This window comes from Murdochiella vaginalis, from assembly GCF_902381775.1.
GTDB classification, from domain to species: Bacteria; Bacillota; Clostridia; order Tissierellales; family Peptoniphilaceae; genus Murdochiella; species Murdochiella vaginalis.
This window is the reverse complement of sequence record NZ_LR698969.1, coordinates 1,049,453-1,068,871: the sequence shown is the minus strand read 5'-3', so window position 1 is coordinate 1,068,871 and position 19,419 is coordinate 1,049,453. Positions and strand designations below refer to the sequence as shown.

The 19,419-nt window shown below is 48.0% G+C and carries 19 protein-coding genes; 2 read left to right on the top strand and 17 right to left on the bottom strand.

Annotation, left to right across the window (positions count from 1 at the left end; genetic code table 11):
• Positions 1-78: 78 nt before the first annotated feature.
• The 6 genes from FXY30_RS04685 to FXY30_RS04660 all read right to left on the bottom strand — a co-directional run bounded on the left by FXY30_RS04685 (position 79) and on the right by FXY30_RS04660 (position 7,302).
• Positions 79-1,824: an ABC transporter ATP-binding protein gene (locus tag FXY30_RS04685; protein ID WP_071705536.1), complete on the bottom strand. Its 1,746-nt coding sequence runs from the start codon at positions 1,822-1,824 to the stop codon at positions 79-81.
• Between the two features lie 3 nt (positions 1,825-1,827).
• On the bottom strand, positions 1,828-3,747 hold the full coding sequence (locus FXY30_RS04680) for an ABC transporter ATP-binding protein (protein ID WP_083428213.1): 1,920 nt from the start codon (positions 3,745-3,747) through the stop codon (positions 1,828-1,830).
• Between the two features lie 232 nt (positions 3,748-3,979).
• Positions 3,980-5,893 carry a lysine--tRNA ligase gene (lysS, locus tag FXY30_RS04675; protein WP_071705535.1) on the bottom strand — a complete coding sequence of 638 codons (1,914 nt, stop codon included), beginning with the start codon at positions 5,891-5,893 and terminating at the stop codon, positions 3,980-3,982.
• Positions 5,894-5,903: 10 nt separating this feature from the next.
• Positions 5,904-6,380, bottom strand: coding sequence for a transcription elongation factor GreA (greA, locus tag FXY30_RS04670; RefSeq protein WP_071705534.1), 477 nt, complete (start codon positions 6,378-6,380; stop codon positions 5,904-5,906).
• A gap of 135 nt (positions 6,381-6,515) precedes the next feature.
• Positions 6,516-7,082: a class IV adenylate cyclase gene (locus FXY30_RS04665; protein ID WP_071705533.1), complete on the bottom strand. Its 567-nt coding sequence runs from the start codon at positions 7,080-7,082 to the stop codon at positions 6,516-6,518.
• Positions 7,075-7,302 (bottom strand): YdbC family protein, encoded by a 228-nt coding sequence (locus FXY30_RS04660; protein ID WP_071705532.1) that lies wholly within the window; start codon positions 7,300-7,302, stop codon positions 7,075-7,077. Before FXY30_RS04660 ends, FXY30_RS04665 begins: the two co-directional genes overlap by 8 nt.
• A 161-nt stretch (positions 7,303-7,463) precedes the next feature.
• On the opposite strand from FXY30_RS04660, the gene FXY30_RS04655 reads away from it, so the two are divergent.
• Together FXY30_RS04655 and FXY30_RS04650 are read left to right on the top strand one after the other, a co-directional pair.
• Positions 7,464-8,078 (top strand): regulatory protein RecX, encoded by a 615-nt coding sequence (locus FXY30_RS04655; RefSeq protein ID WP_071705531.1) that lies wholly within the window; start codon positions 7,464-7,466, stop codon positions 8,076-8,078.
• On the top strand, positions 8,075-8,377 hold the full coding sequence (locus tag FXY30_RS04650; RefSeq protein WP_071705530.1) for a GIY-YIG nuclease family protein: 303 nt from the start codon (positions 8,075-8,077) through the stop codon (positions 8,375-8,377). The genes FXY30_RS04655 and FXY30_RS04650 overlap by 4 nt, the downstream gene beginning before the upstream one ends.
• Here FXY30_RS04650 and FXY30_RS04645 read toward each other — a convergent pair.
• Genes FXY30_RS04645 through ptsP form a run of 11 tightly spaced genes read right to left on the bottom strand, consistent with a single transcriptional unit; the run spans position 8,349 to position 19,418 of the window.
• Positions 8,349-9,896: a hypothetical protein gene (locus FXY30_RS04645; protein WP_071705529.1), complete on the bottom strand. Its 1,548-nt coding sequence runs from the start codon at positions 9,894-9,896 to the stop codon at positions 8,349-8,351. The two genes, FXY30_RS04650 and FXY30_RS04645, sit on opposite strands and share 29 nt — an antisense overlap.
• Positions 9,893-11,353 carry a sensor histidine kinase gene (locus FXY30_RS04640; protein WP_083428212.1) on the bottom strand — a complete coding sequence of 487 codons (1,461 nt, stop codon included), beginning with the start codon at positions 11,351-11,353 and terminating at the stop codon, positions 9,893-9,895. The genes FXY30_RS04645 and FXY30_RS04640 overlap by 4 nt, the downstream gene beginning before the upstream one ends.
• Entirely contained in the window at positions 11,317-12,024 is a 708-nt protein-coding gene (locus tag FXY30_RS04635; protein WP_071705527.1) for a response regulator transcription factor, read from the bottom strand. Before FXY30_RS04635 ends, FXY30_RS04640 begins: the two co-directional genes overlap by 37 nt.
• A gap of 26 nt (positions 12,025-12,050) precedes the next feature.
• Positions 12,051-12,983, bottom strand: coding sequence for an RluA family pseudouridine synthase (locus FXY30_RS04630; RefSeq protein WP_071705526.1), 933 nt, complete (start codon positions 12,981-12,983; stop codon positions 12,051-12,053).
• 58 nt (positions 12,984-13,041) lie between these two features.
• On the bottom strand, positions 13,042-13,464 hold the full coding sequence (locus FXY30_RS04625; RefSeq protein WP_071705525.1) for an ATP-binding protein: 423 nt from the start codon (positions 13,462-13,464) through the stop codon (positions 13,042-13,044).
• A gap of 12 nt (positions 13,465-13,476) precedes the next feature.
• Positions 13,477-13,866 (bottom strand): DUF1292 domain-containing protein, encoded by a 390-nt coding sequence (locus tag FXY30_RS04620; RefSeq protein ID WP_071705524.1) that lies wholly within the window; start codon positions 13,864-13,866, stop codon positions 13,477-13,479.
• A 58-nt stretch (positions 13,867-13,924) separates the two neighbouring features.
• Positions 13,925-15,376, bottom strand: coding sequence for a beta-Ala-His dipeptidase (gene pepD / locus FXY30_RS04615; protein ID WP_071705523.1), 1,452 nt, complete (start codon positions 15,374-15,376; stop codon positions 13,925-13,927).
• On the bottom strand, positions 15,369-15,875 hold the full coding sequence (locus FXY30_RS04610) for a hypothetical protein (protein ID WP_071705522.1): 507 nt from the start codon (positions 15,873-15,875) through the stop codon (positions 15,369-15,371). The genes pepD and FXY30_RS04610 overlap by 8 nt, the downstream gene beginning before the upstream one ends.
• A 45-nt stretch (positions 15,876-15,920) precedes the next feature.
• Positions 15,921-16,742, bottom strand: a complete 822-nt coding sequence (locus FXY30_RS04605) for a CvfB family protein (protein WP_071705521.1) — start codon at positions 16,740-16,742, stop codon at positions 15,921-15,923.
• Positions 16,714-17,691: a YitT family protein gene (locus tag FXY30_RS04600; protein ID WP_071705520.1), complete on the bottom strand. Its 978-nt coding sequence runs from the start codon at positions 17,689-17,691 to the stop codon at positions 16,714-16,716. The genes FXY30_RS04605 and FXY30_RS04600 overlap by 29 nt, the downstream gene beginning before the upstream one ends.
• Positions 17,688-19,418 carry a phosphoenolpyruvate--protein phosphotransferase gene (gene ptsP, locus FXY30_RS04595; RefSeq protein WP_071705519.1) on the bottom strand — a complete coding sequence of 577 codons (1,731 nt, stop codon included), beginning with the start codon at positions 19,416-19,418 and terminating at the stop codon, positions 17,688-17,690. The genes FXY30_RS04600 and ptsP overlap by 4 nt, the downstream gene beginning before the upstream one ends.
• Position 19,419 lies beyond the last annotated feature (1 nt).

The window sequence follows — 19,419 nt, the reverse complement described above, 5'->3', positions numbered from 1 at the left end:
TCCGGTTTACAATAATATTTTCCCCGCATTAGGATCGGCTTCACATGATCATCGAAAAAATAAAGAATGCCCACATTTCTACTCCTTTCCCAATTTCCAGTTTGCTGCTCGCTCCCGTGCCTGAATAAAAGCAGAATAGATTCCGTCTTCTTGCAACAACTGCGCATGGGTTCCGGTTTGCTTCACACGCCCCCTGTCAATGACCAAAATTTGATCAGCATTGCGCACGGTGGACAATCTATGTGCTATAGAAATCACGGTATGCCCTTTGGATAATTCTTGCATGGCCGCTAAAATTTCCGCTTCATTCTCCGGATCTACGGAACTTGTCGCCTCATCGAACAAAATTATCGGTGCATTTTTCAGCAACGCTCTTGCGATGGATATTCTCTGTTTCTCTCCTCCGGATAGAGAATTGCCTCCTTCGCCGACCATAGTCTGATATCCCTCCGGCAGTGCCATGATAAAATCATGACAACGCGCTTTTTTTGCCGCTTCCACGATCATTTCATGACTTGCTGTCGGATCGGCAAAACGAATGTTATTTTCGATGGTATCGCGAAAGAGATACACATCCTGAAAAACCAGAGACAAATTTTTCAACAAAGCGTTAACCGTATACTCCCGTATATCCCGTTTGCCCAACAGAATACGGCCGCCATCTACATCATAGAAACGAGATAAAAGGTTGATAATGGTCGTTTTCCCGGAGCCGGATGGACCCACAATAGCCGTTTTCGACCCCTGCGGAATGGTAAAGGAAATCTCCTGAAGAACCGGATAACGTTTATCATAGGAAAAAAGAACCTTGTCGAAGGTTATATCATAATTTTCCACGACATTGTTCGTACCGTCTTGAATTTCGGGAATATCTAATACTTCCTTCAAATACTGCATATTGGCAGGATTTTTCACCATGAGAATCGCTGCATTTTCTAACGTCTTTAAGCCGCCGAAAATCATAAATCCCGCTGCAGAAACGGTTAGTGCCTTCGGCAGCGCAACTTCTCCCTTTATGTAAAGATAGCAAGAATAGAGTGTGACAAGCAAACTCGACAGATGGATAATGGTCATAAAAATGCGGGAAAATATTACAAACACTATTTCAAAATGCACCTGTGCAAGACGGCATTCTTCTGAGGCGTTTTGTAATTGCGCATGTATTTTTTCTACTACCCCTGCATCCGCCTGTGGAAAACTTCGAAGAACCGGAATGCCGCAAATGCCATCCACGAGCGCGTCGCTTAATTTCATAATCACAGCATGTTCCCGGGCCACTTCTTTTTCCGCTGTTTTAACCATGGCGAATACGCAAAACCAAATCATAAATAGGCAAGCCAGCGTGAGAAGTCCGATTTTATATTGCATACCAAACATCCCGATTACGAGAAAAAAGGAAGTGGAAACACCGGAAATCATAAAATCGATACTCATCGAAGAATAGTTTTCAAGGCTTTTCATGACATGGGTAAAGGCAGCCAAAATACGGGAAAGGCTCTGATCAGCAAAATACCCCATAGGAGCCTTCTTCAGCTTTTGACCTACCTGTAAACGATACTCTTTAAAAATGCCGAAGAAAACACCATCGCTCAAACTGCTTTTTTTCCAACCTGTTAAAAAATGGAAAAAAAACGATGCGAATAGAACGCCCAAAATAATAAAAATATGCCGGCTCGTTATTTCTCCCATCCAACAAAACGAAAGATAGAGTGCAAAAAAGCTCAATAAAATTGAAATGTTTTGTAAAAACACACAGAACATGCCGGCCTTTAGTCGATTTTTATATCGTCCTGCTAATTGTAGCGACGTTTTTATAAAATCCATATTTTATTCCTCCCCTACATATTGTTTCCAGAGGTCTGCATAAAGAGGGTTGCTCATCAATTCCTCGTGCGTTCCCTTTCCTACAATACGGCCTTTATCGATAAGAATAATTTGTTGCGCCTGTTGAATAGTATGGAGTCGATGCGCAACAAGAATCAAATTCTTACCTTTCACAAGATGCGAAATTGCTTCCTGAATCAGCGCTTCATTTTCCGGATCGGCATAGGCGGTCGCTTCATCCAAGACAATAGTAGAAGCCGGCTTCAGAATCGCTCTTGCGAGGGCAATACGCTGCCGTTCTCCTCCGGAAAGCGATCCACCCGCTTCTCCGGCTCTTGTCTCATATCCTTCAGGCAGCGCCATAATAAATTCATGACAGTGCGCTGCCTTGGCTGCAGCAATAATCTCTTCATCCGTGGCATTCGGTTTTCCCAGCCGAATGTTCTCTTTCAAACTCACATCAAATAGGAAATTCTCCTGAGAAACAAAAGAAATTTCTTCTGCAAGTTGCAGAAACGAAATATTTTGCGTGTCGATGCCGCCGATCGAAATGCTTCCGGAACTCGGATCCCAAAATCCTGCCAACAGTTTGGCAATGGTGGATTTTCCACCGCCGGAAGGGCCAACTAGCGCCGTGACACTTCCCGGTACCGTTTCAAAAGATATGTTATGCAATACTTCTCGTTCGTTCGTATAAGAAAAACATACGTGATCGAACGCCACGCCTTTAATGGGATCCAGGGTTGCGCGTTCTTCCGGCAGAGGTCGCTTTTGTTCCGGCATTTGCAACAATTCTTTTATGGGTGCCCAGTTGTTGGATGCAAGCTGAAACAATTCAAAGCTCATCATAATAACAAAGGCTTGCGGCAGTATGGAAAGAGGCAGAATCAGAGAAAGAAGCAAAGTTTGCACATTCATTTGATTCTGCCCGTAAAGGTAGAAGGCTAACGGCATACTGACCAACTGCGGTGTCATGATGGCGGCGACTATCAGAGATTGCCCCAGCCAACTTTGTTCCCACCATTTCATCGTGGAGAAATGATAAAACCGAACCGCTTCAGCAAATTTGCCATACGAAACGGAATCCTGTAAAAATGCCTTGATTACCGGAATTCCACGAACATATTCGGCGCTTCGATCCGCCAGATTGGCATAACTGGAGATCCAAATCGCCATCCGAGCACGATATTTATACATCATCATTGCCATACCGATCAAAGCAATCGGTAAGGGCGCAAAAATGGAGAGACCAATACGCCAGTCCAGAGAAAACAATATAAGAGCGCACAAAAGCGGATGTAATAGCCGACTGGGCAATTCCGGCATGATGTGGGCAACCCAATCCTCCATATCGTTAACACGATCCATAATAACGACTTTCATCTGTCCTACAGAATGCTCTGTCAGATATCCCATCGGAATCTTCTTCAGTTTCTCGAATAAGGTGAGTCGCAATTTAGAAAGTATGGAAAACGCCGTTGTATGGGAAAGAGTCGTGCTGATTCCCGTCAGGCCAAAATAGATCAGCAAGCAAACGATGGCGGAGAAAGCATATTGTAACAATGTCTCAAAAGGCACGGCATTCCCTGTAGCCCTTTGAATCAGCCAACCGGCAGCTCCGGCGCTAAAAAAATATGTAGCAAAACTGAAAATTTCTCCTATGCATGCAAGAAGGATGGAATTGTGTATCTTTTTCTTGTATTCCGGGGCGACACTCAACAGCTCATGACTTAATCCCACCGCACTAACGCGGTTTTGTTTTTCACTCTGCTTTACATCCTGTATAATCCGGTTACGAATTTCGTCCGGAACATCCAAATGTAAGCTCTCCACTTCTTCAAGCAACTCTTCTGTTTTAGAATCCGCTGTCTTTTTTGCAGCCTTATCCGGTGTTATTTTCGTACTCCCTTTTTTCTGTATCATCGATACATCTCTCCTTTGTTATCTATGGCTAACTATAAAATGGAATCTTTCGTCTTAATGGAATAAAAATGTTCCTTCTGAGTGCTATTTTAATTCCAACGTATGTTAGCGTCAACTAACTTCAATTTTCGTTTCTCGTGAATACTTCCTGCCTTCCTACCGCCCCATAACCCACAAAAAAAGCGACCTTCCGGTCGCTTTTTTAATCTGCTATATAGAAACAAATCATATCTTAATACAGTTTCGCCCCCGCCGGGATGTGCTCATCCACCATCAGCAAGTGAAGTTTCTCTTCTCCCTCTTCTTCGTGAATGGCGCTAATGAGCATGCCGCAGGAGTCGATGCCCATCATCTTACGCGGCGGAAGATTGGTAATGGCGATACAGGTCTTGCCGACGAGCTCCTCCGGTTCATAGTAAGCATGAATCCCGCTTAAAATGACACGCGGCTCCTCGGTACCGTCATCGAGTTCAAAACGCAGCAGTTTCTTGGACTTGGGCACTGCTTCGCAGGAAAGCACCTTCACAGCACGAAAATCCGATTTGCTGAATGTATCGAAGTCCACAAAATCTGTAAAGAGCGGTTCAATCTCTACCTTGGAAAAGTCGATCGGCGTCGACGAAGCCGCTTCACCCGAAGCATTCTCCGGTTTTTTCAAAGCCTCCGCCTTTTCCATGCCCAGCGGTTTCATCGTCGGGAACAATAAAACGTCGCGAATCGATGTCTGATTGGTCAGGAACATGACAATGCGGTCGATGCCCAGACCCATGCCACCCGTCGGTGGCAGGCCAACTTCCAGCGCATGCAGGAAATCTTCATCCATCATACCGGCTTCTTCATCTCCGGCTTCGCGCAACGCAACCTGATGCTCAAAACGTCCGCGCTGGTCTTCGGCATCATTCAGTTCCGAAAACGCATTGCCAATTTCGCTTCCGCAAACAAACGCCTCAAATCGCTCGGTCATATCCGGTTTGTTCGGCATACGCTTCGCCAAGGGGCTGATTTCTACCGGATATTCGTAAATAAACGTCGGTTGAATCAGATGCTCCTCGGCATACGCATCAAAGAAATACTGTAAAATGCGACCTTTCCCATCGGTTGGTTGTGTCTCGATCTTATGCGCCTTTGCCACCGCTTTCGCTTCTTCGTCGGAATGAATCTGATCAAAATCGACGTCGGCATACTGCCGAACGGCTTCGGTCATCGTCATGCGTTTCCACGGCGGACGAAATTCCAAGCTCTGTCCCTGATATTCCACGGTCGTGCTGCCGCAAACTTCTTCGGCCACAGATGAGAGCATCTCCTCGCAAAGCTGCATCATGCCTTCGTAGTCGGTATACGCTTTATAGAGCTCAATCGCGGTATACTCCGGATTATGCTTGGCATCCATGCCTTCATTTCGGAACATGCGCCCCATCTCATAAACGGCATCGAATCCACCAACGATGAGACGTTTTAGATACAGCTCATTGGCAATACGCAGATACATATCCAAGTCCAGTGTATTATGATGCGTAATAAACGGACGAGCATTGGCACCGCCCGAAATGGTGTTGAGAATCGGAGTTTCCACCGCTAAATAGCCATGGTTATCCAAATAGTGCGAAATACCGGAAAGGATTTTACTCCGCTTAACAAAGACTTCTTTCACCTCCGGATTGACAATTAAATCCACATAGCGCTCCCGATAGCGCAAATCCTGATCCTTTAAGCCGTGAAATTTTTCCGGCAGTAAAGCTAACGCCTTGGTCAGCAAGGTCACTTTTTCTGCGGAAACGGAAATCTCGCCGCGCTCGGAACGCATAATTGTCCCTTCCACGCTGAGAATATCACCGAGATCCAAATCACGAATGACGGCAAAGATCTCCTCCCCCATGACGTTTTCGCGGCAGATCAATTGAATTTTTCCCGTAGCATCCTGTAAATCCAAGAAGCTCATTTTGCCGTGCCCGCGCTTCGCCATAAGGCGGCCGGCCATGCAGACGGATTTTCCGTCCCAGTCCGAAAAGTGATCGCGAACCTCTGCAGCATGCGCGCTGACATCCACTTTCGTAATCGTGTGCGGGTCGTTTCCTGCTTGCCGCAACGCTTGTAGCTTCTGACGGCGAATGGCAATCATTTCGTTGTCGGATCTCTGCTTTGTCATGTATCCTCCTCTATCGTAGAATTTCGATAACGCGATATTTTATTTTCTCACCCGGTGTTTCCACGACAAGCTCTTCGCCCACTTTTGCGCCCAACAGCATGGCGCCCAAGGGCGATTCATTGGAAATCTTATTCTTTTTCGGATTCGCTTCCACCGTGCCGACAATCGTAAAGGTCATCTCCTCGTTATATTCCGTATCCAACACTTTTACGGTGGAGCCGAGATGCACCACGTCCTGTTCCGTGGAATCGTCTTCCTTAATCACCTGGGCATTTTTCAGTTGCTGCTCAATGACGACAATGCGTTCTTCCAACTGACGCTGTTCATCTTTTGCCGCATCATATTCCGCATTTTCGGATAAATCGCCAAAGCCGCGCGCTACTTTAAGATGCTCGGAAACTTCCGCCCGACGGGTAGATTTGAGATACTCCAATTCTTCCTGCAGCTTGGTATAGCCTTCCTGGGTTAAGATGGTTTGTTCGGTCATACTCTTTGCTCACTTCCTTATAAAAATAAAGCAGGTGGAAACCTGCCTTTGTTTATTATAGCGGCGCGAAGAAGGCATGTCAAAAAACACATTCTTCTTTTCCTTCCGCCTATGCAACTGTCCGTCGACGATTTCTCACTGCAAATCCATGGAAAGCGTTCCGTTCTGCCATGCTTCTTTCATCTCCGAAATGGAGAGCGTGGAGATCTTCTCCTGTGGAATCCCGAACGTTTCATAAAAGGTCTGCAGTTTCTCCGGCGTCGACGCCTCTACCTCAATATAGGGAAACGGGAAGCTCTCTTTATCCCACTCATCAAATTCCACGCGATAGTCTTCAAAAAGATAACGGCGGCGCACCTTGTGCATAGGAATCTGCACATCATAGCCCAGCTGTAGTAGCAAGAGGCCCAGTGCTTTTTCATCCTCGATACGAACGGTATATTCGTCATTGATACGGCAATCTTCCTTTTGCAGGCGTCTTTTATAAGTCCATTCCCGCACCATATCTTTCCCCTCCACTTCAATGAGGCGAATGCGCATATGAGAGGAAGGCGGTAAAGGATGGGAGGACGAGTCGATGTGGATATTGGTCTGATGCTCTTCCACATCAAATACGGCTCCTCGGGAAAGCAAATCCTTTTTCAGCTTGTCGGTATCCACGCCGATAAGCTTCACCTCTACTTCTCTTTCCGGCTTAGTCATGTGCCACTTCTTCCTGCAAAAGCGAAGCCAATATTTCCACTTCTTCTTGCGTTAGCGTGATGCCCTTGCTCATGCGGGTATGATCCGCATTCCAGCTGCGCAAATCATATTTGGGTTCCCTTTCATTCCAGGAAACCAAATTTAACTCCTTTTTCCAGCCTTTCGCATCTTCACTAAGGACGCCTAAGCGCTCCACCACTTCATATTTTAATTCTGCCATGGTATTTCCTTTCTTCTTTCTACAATTTATGAGCTCGTCTTTTGATCGCTTTCATAAAAAGCCATTCCCTTTTCACATCCTTGTGCAGTCTATCACAAATGAAACGTCATGGTGTCCCAACCTCATATGTGCGCATGCTATAATCAGGAAAAGGAGAAATTATGATCATCGTTCGCATCCTCTATGACGACCAAAAAAACGGCTTTGTATTCACCCTGGAAGACGGCCGGGAGCTTCTCATTTCCTATGACGTCTACCAAAAGCTTTGTCTTCATGCCCCCGCAGAGCCGACAGCAGCACAGGAAGAGATGCTTCTTGCGGAAGATGCGCGCTTTCGCGCATTTACTATCGGTCTGCGCTTTGCAAGCTACCAACCGCGTACGACAAGTGAAGTGAAACGACGCTTACGCCAAGAAAAAATTCCTGTGTCGGTGCAGGAGCAGGTTGTCGAAAAGCTTGCCAAAACCGGCTGGCTGGACGATGCAAGGTATGCCTGCCGCTATGCACAGGCAAAGCAGCGCAAAGGATGGAGCCTTCGTCACATTTCTGTTGCATTGCGTGAAAAAGGGGTCGAGTACGGCCTGATCCAGGACGCTATACAAAGCGTGCCGGAGACATCAGAACAAGTGGTTTTGCGTCAGATCGTCCGAAAGAAATACGCGCATCGCGATCTAACCGACGAAAAAGAATTTGAGCGCACTGTACAAGCGCTGTGTCGGCGTGGATTTTCCATCCAAGATGTACTGAGCGCCCTGCGAGAAGGAGAGGAAGCATGAGCGAGGTGCAATTTTATGTCTATATGTTGCGCTGTGGAGATGGCAGCCTGTATACCGGCTATACCAATGACGTCGAAAGACGGCTGCGTGCGCATTCGCAAGGAATCGGCGCAAAATATACCCGTGCGCACCTCCCCGTTTCGTTAGCGGGATATTGGCCGTGCAAGGGGAAGCGCGAAGCCATGCGGGCCGAAGCAGCCATCAAAAAGCTCTCCCGTCCGAAGAAGGAAGAGCTCTTACGAAACACGAAATGCGGCGTACCGCTGCCCGTTATTCTGTCAAATTCACACGATGCATAGCGCTGGGCTCCGTATAAAGTACCTGCGGCTGCGTCAGCTCCTGTTTTGTGAATTGTTCCTGCACCTGTTTTCCCTGTTCATCGTAAAAATACCGTATCCCGATGAGATCCGCGTCTTTTCCGATCTGTATCGACAGCAAGGAGCGATCTTCGATATGGTTGGATGTGGATTGAAAATAGAGCAACTCATCTTCCGTCTTGATCCATAGCCTGTCCGATGCCGGCGAGGACGAAGCCGTCGTGGCCAAGGGCGCCTTGTTGGTAATTCTTGTCCAAGACAGTGATTCCGTCGGGGCATTAAAAATCTTTACCAGCGGCACAAGATCAATGGAGATCGGAGAAGGAAAAATCTTATCCCCGGCACGCCAATTCATACTGGTGATGAAGCCCCAGTTGAGGTTGCGGCGCACTATGCCGATATTGTCTTCATCAATCGGGAAACGCTTGGGATCCACCTCGCCCGCCGGATCCAAAAATTGCAGCTGTGCATTCACCTGCTCCTTCATGCTCTTGGCTTCTTTTTCTCCGCCAATTTCGCTCACCTTAAGCGGACGACCTTCAGCCAATTTATCTAAACGCTGTATTTCATACTTTTTAGGCGTGTCTTTCTGCGCCGGGTATTGCGTCGGCTTATCAAAGGAGATGATGCTACCGTCAATGTAGGTGATGCCCCTTCCGAGCTGATCAACCAAAACTTGGCGGTTATTACCGTCCGTGTCCCGTGTGGAATAAAATTGAAATCTTCCATTCATCACTCCGTTCGTGATATCCGGTTCCAACGGTTCATAGTCCAAAAGCCAAGCAATATTTTCCGTGTTATAGACGAACAGATGATCCATTTTATACACCAACGGACGATCCGTTTCGGGTTCATCGGCCACCAGATAGGTGGCATATTCATAGTAGGGAATGCCGGAATCGCTGTTTTTTTTCATTCGTAAGCTCATAAGCGTAGTGATGGAGCTGGATGAAGACGTATCTTTTTCCAAAACCTCATTGTCCTTCGCCTTCATGCGTATCGCTTCCTTCTCTCGAGCAGGAACCACGCCGTTTTTCTGTTCCATTATGTAGATGTGCGAACCGCTGATATACGCCAATTGATGATCCGGCAATAAAATCAAATCCATGGAAAATACATCCGCATCGCGAATCATCGCAATGAAGACATTGGATTCCGTATCAACCCCGAAATCCTCCTGAATGTAGCGCATCTTCAGATAATCCTGTAATTTTACAGACTTGGACGAAAACGACGGGGAAACGGTCATGGCATCTCCAAAGGAAACGACTTCCGGATCGATATATAGCTTATCACCTATCTGATGTGTAGATTCATTCTTCTCATTTTTATCCCGTTCAATAAGGCGCGTGACCTGCCAAATGCCCTCCAGCGGAAGTGCGCGCAATTCCGGCGGACGCAATACCGATGTCAGATCATTGACGGCGCGTTCCTTAGAAGAAGAGCAACCGACCAGAACAAACAGCAAGAACAGAAGAAGTATTTTTTGCAAACGTTTCATGCTTCCTCCTCCTTCTGCTCGGAAACTTCTTCGTACGGTAAACGCACGGTAACGCTCGTTCCCGTTCCCACTTTGCTTTTAATGGTCAATTCTCCGCCATGGGCCTTGACGATTTCTTCGCAGATGGAAAGGCCCAACCCGGTATGCGAACGCGAAGTCTTTCCTTTCCAGAATTTCTCGGTGACGAAGGCGATTTCCTCTTCGGAAATACCGATGCCGGTGTCGGTTACGCTGAGCACAACCTGCTGTGGTTCGGTGTCAATCGTAAGGTAAATGGTGCCTTCTTCATCCGTAAATTTAATCGCATTGTCCAGAAGATTGAGCAGAACCTGTTTAATACGGCCCTCATCGCCTACAATTTCGATGCAGCTTTGCGAATAACTATAGTTCATGTTAATTCGTTTTTCCTCTATGCGTGGGTGCATCTGTAGAAGAATGTGATTGGATATTTCGGTGAGATTGAAACGACTTTTGCTCAGTTTAATACGGCCAGAAGAAAAGCGTGAAAAGTCCAGAAGGTCTTCCACCATCGCGCCTAAACGTTCCGATTCTTTTTCGATAATCTTCAGCCCCTCCCCCATAATCTCGGGCTTAATGCCTTCTGTCTGTAAAGTGATGGCCCAGCCTTTGATGGACGTGAGCGGCGTGCGCAGCTCATGGGAAACGGAGGAGATGAATTCATTTTTCAGCTCCTCTTTTTCGCGAATATTATCGCTCATCTGATTCATGGTGCGCGCCAATTCGCCAATTTCTCCACGAGGAGTCTCATCCGCACGCTCTTCGTACTGACCGTCCGAAAGCTTCAACGCCACCGTCGTCAGATTGTGTATGGGCCTTACAATAGATCGAGACATCATGAATGAAAGCAAGCCCACCAAAGCGATCATCAGCAATGCAAAGAGAATCGACGGCCAGATGCGGGAAAGAATCAGGTCGTTGATGCCGGATAGAGAGGTGGTCAGGCGAATCATGCCCACCTGTGCCGTTTGGTTGCGCAGCGGATAGGAAAGGGACATGACGGGCTCATCCGAATAAGAAACCCTTCCCACCATAATGCCGGTGGCATTTTTTTGGGCTTCCAGCACGTCCTCCGCATTCACCTTGGTTCCCGGAAGAGCTGTCCCGCGATTATCAAAGAGCACCGTTCCGTCATTATTGAGAATTTGCACCTGCATCGTATTGGCTCGATAGAACTGATTTTTGTTTTCCAGCACAATCGTATGCAAATCGTCATCGGAAACATAGCTCAAAAACAGCTCCGCACTATATCGCGCCTGGGATTCCAAAACACCGCTGACGTTGTCGTAGTAGTAGCTGTAGAGCGACTGAATATAAAACACTTCAAAAACGACGGCAACCAACAAAATGACGGTTATAAACACCCCCATGATGCGTACGCCGATCATGTCCGTAAAATTCGTTATTCGCTCTTTTTCCACCGGTATCCAACCCCCCATACCGTTTCCAAATATGCCGGTTTTGCCGCATTATCCTCAATCTTAGCCCGAATGCGACGAACATTGACATCGACGATTTTACTCTCTCCTTGGTAATCCTCTCCCCAGGCTTGATGCAAAATTTCTTCTCGGCTGAGAGCCTTTCCGGGATGTGTCATAAACATTTTGATGATAGACAGTTCTGTCGGCGTCAGATCGATCGGTTTCCCCTTTTTAGAAAAGGTTCGCGCATAAAGATCCAAGGTAAACGGTCCGTCGGTAAGGGTGCGAGAAGTTTCCTGGGAATTAATCGGATGTTCTTCCAGCTTGAGCCGGCGTATGAGCGATCGCACGCGCAAAACCAGTTCATGAGGATTAAACGGTTTGACCATATAATCATCCGTTCCCTTTTCGAGGCCGAGAATGCGGTCAATTTCCTGTGATTTCGCGGTCAACATAATGATACCGATGTGTGGCATTTCCGTGCGCAAAATGGTACAGACGTCGTAGCCACTGATGCCGGGAAGCATCAGGTCAAGAACTACGATGTCCGGTTGCTCTGTTCGAGCCAGCGCGACGCCTTCTTCACCGCTCTCCGCTTCCACAATCTGAAAGCCTTCGTTTTCCAAATTAATTTTGGTAAACATTCTAATTGGGGCTTCGTCTTCCACCAAAAGAATCTTAATGCCCATTTCTTTCTCCCTTATAAGCTTTATCGCTACGGCGCAATGGTTTCCATCAACGCCTTAAATTCTTCTGTACGCTTCGAGTATACGTTGAACGGTGTGGACAGTGCAAGCGCTTTGCCATTATGAAACAGCAGACGCGACGAGAGCAAAAGATGATGTGGAAATAATTCTGTGCGATACTGAGCCCCATAAGGGCGATCACCAATCAAAGGATGACCGGTTGCCGCCAAATGCGCGCGAATTTGATGCGTTCGGCCGGTCTCGAGGCGTATGGCAAGCAAAGAAAAATCGTCACGAGATACCAGCGGCTTGACGTGCGTGACACAGACCTTTCCGTCGGCGTCAACGATGCTTTTCCCGTTTTCCGTGCGCAAAGGAAGCGTAATGGTCTCTTCTCTCTCGATTTTGCCCTCCACGTACGCTAAGTAGTGCTTTTCAATGTTGCCGTCTTGTAAACCCTGCTGTAAAAGCAACATGGCTGCATGCGTCTTTGCAGCGAGCAATAAACCCGCGGTCTGCATATCCAAACGATTGACTAATGCCGGAACAAAGCTGTTTTCCAGTCGAGGAATATAGGCGCCGGAAGCGATGCAGTCGGTGACAAACCCATCCACCGCTGTTTTTCCATAATCACGCGGATGTGCCGGATGGGAGAGCATGCCTGCGGGCTTATCGATGACACTGAACAGGGGGCCCTCATAGGCGTAAGAAAGTCGAATCGAAGACGCAGTAAACGTCTTGCTTTTTTCCAGAGGAAGAAGAACCTCCTCATAGAGATAAATCTGAACGGTATCGTTCTCGTGCAAAAACGTATGGGCTTCCGCGCGTTGTCCGTTGACTTTAATTTTTTTTTGACGAATCTTTTTTTGTAAAAATGACGTCGTCGCGCGGGGAAACGCCTTCATCAGAAAACGATCCAAGCGCTGATCGGCATCATTGACTCCCACCGTGATTTCACGCATCAGCAGTCCTTTCTGCAAAAAGAAAAAGCGCATTCCTTAAGGAATGCGCTTCGGTCTCTCAGGCTTCCGAAAGATCAACAATTTCGACGCCGTCTACCTTAGGAATATCCTCCGGCTTGAGATCCAATCCGATGATGATATCTGCCTTATTTTCGGATGACAGGGTGATCAGCGCTTCCAGGTTCTCTTTAAAATCTCCGGCCTGCAATAAGGGAGCATGTAAGCCGTCGATGAACACGCGCTCAATATCAAAGTCTCTGGCCAGCATGCCTGCTAACAGACCATAGAGGCGATCCATCGTATGAATGTGATACTGTTTCATATTGATCAAACGAACCGAATGGTCCAAACGGAACATTTGCGAATCGTCATTGTCCACAAAAACCAGATGACCGCTATGCGATTTGTGCTCCTCATTCGCCTGATCAATCATGCGCGTCGTTTTACCACTTCCGCTCGGTCCCAATACTAACTGAATCACCGCTTCCCCCTCTCACTTCTCAGCCTGTGAATGATCATGACCGCAATCACAGTCGCCTTCCCCGTCGCATTCGTCGTCTTCCGCTAACAGACGATCAAATTCTTCCGCCACGGCGTTATAGTCCTCTTCGGATTCAATCTGCGACAGCTCAATCTCTTCGCCGTCTTCGCTTTCGGCATATTCGTAGAGAAGGATGCCTTCGTCTTCTTCGTCCTCATCTTCCTCGGACACCGGAAAAAGGGCGATATATTCTTTATCTTGGAACGGGAAGATGTCTAAAACAACGCATTCCAATTCCGTATCATCATCAAGCGTTAGAACGATATGGTCTTCTTCATCCATATCCCATTCTTCGTCATTCTGTTCTTCCACTTCTAAATCTTTGGTTTTATCCTCCGTCATGGCGGATCCTCCTTATGGTTACTGTGGGAAATGCTCTGCCTCTTTTATTATACACGTTTCACCGCATCGTGGCGATGCGCGCGATCAGTTTTTTCAGGATGTCATACGTGCGTAGCGTCGAAGCAATATTCAAGCGTTCGCTTGTTGTATGCGCTCCCTCAATATCCGGTCCGATCGAAATCATGTCCAATTTCGGATTGTATTCCGCAAATAAACCGCATTCCAAGCCGGCATGAATGTCCAATAATTCCGCCTCTTCCCCGGTTTCCTCCCGATAGGTAGCTAAGAAGAGATCACGCAGCGGAGAATGTTCCGCCAATTCCCAAGCGGGATACACATCCGTGTACCGTCCCTGGCCGTGGAAGGTTTGCACGGCACGGTTAATTTTTTCCTGCAATTCAGAAAGCACTGCCTCCGAGCTGGAACGAACGGAAACCATCACATCGGCATGCGCCTCTTTCGTATCCACAATGGCAAGATTATCGGAAGCTAACACGTTCTTGCCATCTTCCCGCATGCGGTACACACCGTGCGGAAGAATATCAATGAGATTCAGTAAATGGTTGGTGGATTCTGTGGTCAACACATTCCCCTCCACCGAGTAGTCTTCGGTATGCATCGCGATATCCGGCTCCTGCTTGAGCAGGCGTTCCTGCATGGCTGTCCAAGTCTTTTGGATGCATTGCAAAATGGCCTCTTTTTCTTCGGAAGCAAAGCTGATCCAAGCCTGCGCTTCATTCGGAATCGCGTTATGCTTCTCACCGCTGTAGAAACGCGCAATGCGAAGCGCATGTTCCTGCAAAATGGCATGCAGAAACTGCGACATGACCTTGCAGGCGTTATTGGGTTCCGCCAAAATGTTTTGGCCCGAATGGCCGCCATTCATGCCGGTGATCGTGATATGCAAGCCGCTCTGACCCGAAACGGCTTCGCGGGATAGCGGCATGGTAAATTCGCCCGTAGCACCGCCCGCACAACCGCCGGTGACATAGCCTTCTTCTTCCGAGTCGATGTTGATGAGCATTTCCGCATCCAGCCAAGAAGGAGAAAGGGAAAGAACGCCATTCATGCCTTCCTCTTCGTCCGTGGTCACTAAGAGAGAAATCTGCGGCAAATCCATTTGTTCGTCGAGGATCGCTAATCCCATCGCCACGCCAATGCCGTCATCCGCACCTAAAGTCGTTCCGACACCATGTAGCCAGCCGTCGCGTTCTTCCATCGCAATGGGATCACAGGTAAAGTTATGTTCCACTCCTTTGCCTTTGACGCATACCATATCCATGTGGCCCTGCATAATGATGCGTGGAGCGGATTCATATCCGGGAGATGCGGGCTTGGTCAAGAGGACATTTCCCGCCTTATCCTGCTGTGTTTTCCAACCTTTCTCGCTTCCCCATTGAACCAGCGCATCGCTGATGGCCTGTTCCTGACCGGAGCAACGCGGAATCTGGTTCATGCGATAGAAATAATCAAAAATCGGATGGCTTTGAAATATCGTTTGTTCACTCATGTTCTTCCTCCTTTTTCTGCGCCGCTTTTGTGCGCGTGACGCGGTAGGTCTTTTCCAACGAAGCGGTATAGTTCACATACGTAGCCTGTTGCCGAAGCAACAGAAGCTGCATATAAATCTGTGATTTCTGTTTGTCCGGATCTTTTTTCTCTTCTTCACTGAAATGCTCTTCATTGGCCCGATAGTAGTCCTCCACTTCCTGTGGCAGAACCTGTACAGCGGAGAGTAATTTTTGCAGTGCGTATTGTTGCAGCAGCTGTTTTTTGACTAGCGTCATCTGTTCTTCCAGTTGCTTCTTAAAGGCTTCCTCTTCATCAATATGCTTATCAACAGCATCGCGATAGAGTAGCTCCTGGTGAATAATTTCCTCCAGCAGACGAGCGTCGCCTTCTTCCCCCTGAAAATGTTCGGCCTGCTCTCCTAATAGGCGGCGCAGATCCTCCACCTCTTGCCGGGTTATCGCTCTGTCATCGACACGAGCTAATATGCTATCGTCCATGCTTTTCCTCCCTTTTCCCTTTCCTCACCGTTGCTTTTCTCGCGTTTATTTTTGTTCTGGAAGAGCAATTCCATCTTTACAGAATACGATTCGTTTTTGCTTCAGCAATCGGCCTATGCAGCGTTTAAACTGTGCCTTACTCATGCCAAAGAGCATGCGTATGGTTTCGGGATCACTATGATCGTTAACGCGCAAAAAGCCGTTATTTGCCTGCACCATACGCAAAATCGTGATGGCATCGGTATCCATCTGCTCATGTGTGCGCGACTGTAAGCTGAGATCGATTTTTCCATCGGCTTTAATTCGTTCTACCCGGGCACGCACGCTTTGACCTATGCGCAAAGCCCCCCGCGTACCGTCTGCAGGAATCAGGCCGTTATATTTCTGTTCTACAAGAACGAAGGCGCCGATGTCGGGATTATTCGCATAGACCACGCCTTCCACCCAATCATTTTCATGCAGTTCTTCCGGAAAGGCGAAACGATTCTTGACGCGCATGGTCGAACAAAGACGCTCGGATTTATCAAGATAACAATAGATGAGAACGGCTTCCCCCGGCTTGACATGATGCATCTGTTCCTGAAAAGGCAGAAAGAGATCCTTGTCCAATCCCCAATCGAGAAAGGCTCCCTGACGGGAAACGTCTTTTACGGTAAGCAGAGCCAATTCTCCCACCTGAACTTTTGGTCGACGTGTGGTGGCGATGGGTCGATCCTCCGAATCGCGCAAAAGAAAAACTTCTATATTTTCTCCCACCTTCGCCCCCTCGGGAACAAAGCGTTTCGGCAAAAGGATATTTCCCTGCAGAATGGCTCCCGGCGGGGTTATCGACTGAATTTTAAGCGTTTGTGTTGTGCCCAGCTGCATAATTAGCCTCATTCTCTTTTTCATTGTTTTCATACGACCGCTTATCGTTCGGCATCACCGCCTCTTCCTCGGGCGTCATAAAACGATTGGGGGATCGCTGTCCCGGGGCATAAGTAAAGCCTTCTCCTAAGACTTCATTTGCGGAATAGACGAAAACAAAGGCGCCGGGATCCGTTTTTTCTACGAAATCTTTAATGCGAATATACTCATTATTGTGTACGACGGAAACAATCGCACAATGCGGACGATGCGAAAAGCCGCCCTGTGTGTGGTAAATCGTCGTACCGCGATGCATCTTCTCGATAATGTATTGATTCACTTCATTCACCCTGGAGGTCGTAATATTCATCACCATACGACGTCCGAAGCCGGCGATCATGTTTTCCAACATCATCGCCTGCAGATAAATCGCAACGATGGCATAAAGAGCATTTTCGAGCGAGATAAAAATGCCGCCCAAAAGAACCACGATGGCGTCAACCATGAGCAAGCTCTTTGCCATGCCGATATGCGTAATATTATTCAAAATCGCTCCGAGAATATCCGTTCCTCCCGTAGAGGCATTTTGCGTAAAGACAAAGCTCAGTCCGATTCCGCTAATGGCGGATCCAATTAAAATGACTAGCAACTGATCGGCAACAATCGGTCGGGTCACCGGGGCCACATGCTCGAAAAAAATAATCCATACCGAGTAGGAAATCGAACCGACCAACGTCATAAGCCCAAACTGCTTTCCCAGAATCATAAAGGCCATAACAAACAGAAGGACGTTTCCAATCAATATAAGGGTTCCGATGCCGAGAAAAGGAAAAACGTAATTGATGACAATGGCCAGCCCGCTGATGCCGCCGGCGGCGATATGGTTAGGGATGAAGAAGAAATTCATGGCTAAAGCCAGAATAAAGCAGCCCCAAAAAATGAGGAGCATCTTTTTTCCGCTTTCTTTCATTCTCTTCCTCCTTCCGTCTTTTTTGGTGAAAACGCGCAAACCGCGCGAAAAATTTCCTCTGTGGAATGCATGCCGCAGACAGCATGCGCCAGCTGTTGCGCCTCTTTTAGTGTAATTCCTCTAACACGTTCTTTCAACTGGGGAAGAATCGAGGCCGGCGCAGAAAGTGCATCCACTCCCAATCCCAGCAGCAACGGCGTCGCACGTAAATTTCCCGCAAAGCTTCCGCATAGTCCGCAAGGAATTCCATGCGCATGGGCCGCCTGGACCGCTCGTTGTATGCTTCGAACAACGGACGGATGAAAGGGGGAATGCAATTTTGCCACATGATTGTTGCCCCGATCGGTGGCTAACAGATATTGCGTGAGATCATTGGTCCCGATGCTGAAAAAATCACAACAAGAGGCCAAATCCTCCGCTAATAGTATGGCAGCCGGTGTTTCCACCGTAATGCCTATCGGAAGATGGGGATCAAAGGAAAGATGCTTTTCGCTGAGACTTTCCTTTTCTTCTTCCAGTAGCTTTTTGACATGCAACACTTCGGATGGGCTGATGACCATGGGAAGCATAATTTTGACGTTTCCATACGCTGATGCGCGCAAAATCGCACGAAGCTGTGCGCGGAAAATATCTTCCCGATCGAAGCAGAAGCGAAGCGCTCTCCAACCGAGGAAAGGGTTCGCTTCCCGAGGAAAGGCATAATAGGGTAATCGCTTATCTCCACCGATGTCCAATGTGCGAATCATCAGTTCTCGATCGCCGAGCAATGTCGCTGCCCGCTGATAGACGCGAAGCTGTTCTTCTTCCGTCGGAAAGTGATCCTGTTCCATATACAGCAATTCCGTACGAAACAGTCCGACGCCTTCCGCTCCTGCAAAAAGCCCTACGGATAAATCCTCCAGTCCGCCGATATTGACCAACACCTCCACACGATGGCCATCCTCGGTTAACGCTTGTTCCTGTGGCGACGTTGCCCATTGCAGGTTTCTTCGTTTTCCCGCATCCATCTTGGCCTGTACCAGCGCCAGGGTCTCTTCATCCGGATCCAGTATCACTTCGCCATTTTCCGCATCAAGAATCAGAAGATCACCATCCTCCACCATGGAAGAAAACGCAGGTAAACCGACCAGAGCCGGTATTCCCATGGTCTGTGCAATCATCGATGTGTGCGATGTGGCGCCCCCGCGATCGCTCGTAAACCCCAGTACGTTTTTTTTATCCAAGTGCAAAGCATCGGATGGTGCCAGCTCTTCTGTGATGAGAATACAGGGCTCGGAAAGTTGATCCAGCCGAGGAATGGGAAGCCCCTTCAGCTGATAGAGTAAGCCTCGTCCCATATCGCGATAGTCACTCCCTCGCTCGCGTAAATAGGGATCTTCCAAGGCTTCCAGTTGTGCGGCCATCATGCGTATCGTGGAGGCCAACGCCCGATCCGCGGGCATGTGCTTTTGCAAAATGCATTGCTGCACCGTTTCCAGCAGGTACGGATCATCCAACAAGGCAATATGCGCCTCGCGTAAAGAGGAAAGCAGAGGGGACGGTGCGTCCTCCTGTTTCAATTTTATGCGGTACGCGGAAAAGGCGTTTTTCACCGCCTGAAATTCCTCATCCACCTCATCCTCGCTGATCCAATCCGTACGAATGGGAATTTCTTCAGGGATCCAGCGTTTTGCTACCCCGATCGCCATGCCGTATGAAGCGATGATGCCCGGTATTCGTTTTGTCATC

Coding starts and splice junctions, on each gene's coding strand:
- FXY30_RS04685 (WP_071705536.1), bottom strand. CDS start 1,824: ATGGATTTTATAAAAACGTCGCTACAATTAGCAGGACGATATAAAAAT.
- FXY30_RS04680 (WP_083428213.1), bottom strand. CDS start 3,747: ATGATACAGAAAAAAGGGAGTACGAAAATAACACCGGATAAGGCTGCA.
- lysS (WP_071705535.1), bottom strand. CDS start 5,893: ATGACAAAGCAGAGATCCGACAACGAAATGATTGCCATTCGCCGTCAG.
- greA (WP_071705534.1), bottom strand. CDS start 6,380: ATGACCGAACAAACCATCTTAACCCAGGAAGGCTATACCAAGCTGCAG.
- FXY30_RS04665 (WP_071705533.1), bottom strand. CDS start 7,082: ATGACTAAGCCGGAAAGAGAAGTAGAGGTGAAGCTTATCGGCGTGGAT.
- FXY30_RS04660 (WP_071705532.1), bottom strand. CDS start 7,302: ATGGCAGAATTAAAATATGAAGTGGTGGAGCGCTTAGGCGTCCTTAGT.
- FXY30_RS04655 (WP_071705531.1), top strand. CDS start 7,464: ATGATCATCGTTCGCATCCTCTATGACGACCAAAAAAACGGCTTTGTA.
- FXY30_RS04650 (WP_071705530.1), top strand. CDS start 8,075: ATGAGCGAGGTGCAATTTTATGTCTATATGTTGCGCTGTGGAGATGGC.
- FXY30_RS04645 (WP_071705529.1), bottom strand. CDS start 9,896: ATGAAACGTTTGCAAAAAATACTTCTTCTGTTCTTGCTGTTTGTTCTG.
- FXY30_RS04640 (WP_083428212.1), bottom strand. CDS start 11,353: ATGGGGGGTTGGATACCGGTGGAAAAAGAGCGAATAACGAATTTTACG.
- FXY30_RS04635 (WP_071705527.1), bottom strand. CDS start 12,024: ATGGGCATTAAGATTCTTTTGGTGGAAGACGAAGCCCCAATTAGAATG.
- FXY30_RS04630 (WP_071705526.1), bottom strand. CDS start 12,983: ATGCGTGAAATCACGGTGGGAGTCAATGATGCCGATCAGCGCTTGGAT.
- FXY30_RS04620 (WP_071705524.1), bottom strand. CDS start 13,866: ATGACGGAGGATAAAACCAAAGATTTAGAAGTGGAAGAACAGAATGAC.
- pepD (WP_071705523.1), bottom strand. CDS start 15,376: ATGAGTGAACAAACGATATTTCAAAGCCATCCGATTTTTGATTATTTC.
- FXY30_RS04610 (WP_071705522.1), bottom strand. CDS start 15,875: ATGGACGATAGCATATTAGCTCGTGTCGATGACAGAGCGATAACCCGG.
- FXY30_RS04605 (WP_071705521.1), bottom strand. CDS start 16,742: ATGCAGCTGGGCACAACACAAACGCTTAAAATTCAGTCGATAACCCCG.
- FXY30_RS04600 (WP_071705520.1), bottom strand. CDS start 17,691: ATGAAAGAAAGCGGAAAAAAGATGCTCCTCATTTTTTGGGGCTGCTTT.
- ptsP (WP_071705519.1), bottom strand. CDS start 19,418: ATGACAAAACGAATACCGGGCATCATCGCTTCATACGGCATGGCGATC.